This window comes from Aliivibrio sp. S2TY2 (genome assembly GCF_028765525.1).
In the GTDB taxonomy this organism is placed as follows: Bacteria; Pseudomonadota; Gammaproteobacteria; order Enterobacterales; family Vibrionaceae; genus Aliivibrio; species Aliivibrio finisterrensis_A.
On record NZ_JARACS010000039.1, the window covers coordinates 1 to 578 of the forward strand.

Annotated in this window: 1 pseudogene; it reads left to right on the top strand. The window is 54.2% G+C overall.

Annotation, left to right across the window (positions count from 1 at the left end):
* Positions 1-578, top strand: a pseudogene (locus tag PVK63_RS19900) (hypothetical protein); the annotation flags it as partial.

Below are 578 nucleotides of genomic sequence, written 5' to 3' on the forward strand. Positions count from 1 at the left end.
CATTGTTGACGCGGCAGGCAATGAGTCAGCGGCGGGCAGCGATACGGCAGACGTTGATTTGGTTGCACCAGGTGATGGCGAAGGCGACAACGGCGGTGATGTAGCACCAACGGTCGTGATTAACTCAGGCGAAGATGACATCATCAATGCAGCGGAGAAAGACGCGGGTGTTACGGCAACAATCACGCTGCCAGAAGGTACGAACATTGCTGAAGACAGTGTGGTTGTGGCCTTCTCAGATGGCACAACAGAGACCATTAAACTGTCAGAGATTACCGTCATCGACGGTAAGTTCAGCGTAGCGATCCCAGCGGCAGCGATAGTGGATGGTCAAACAACAGAAGTGAGTGCGATCGTTGTTGACGCGGCAGGCAATGAGTCAGCGGCGGGCAGCGATACGGCAGGCGTTGATTTGGTTGCACCAGGTGATGGCGAAGGCGACAACGGCAGTGATGTTGCACCAACGGTCGTGATTAACTCAGGCGATGATGACACCATTAACGCTGATGAAAAAGACGCAGGTGTTACGGCGACTATTGAGCTGCCAGAAGGCACAGATCTGACCGCAGACAGCTTAG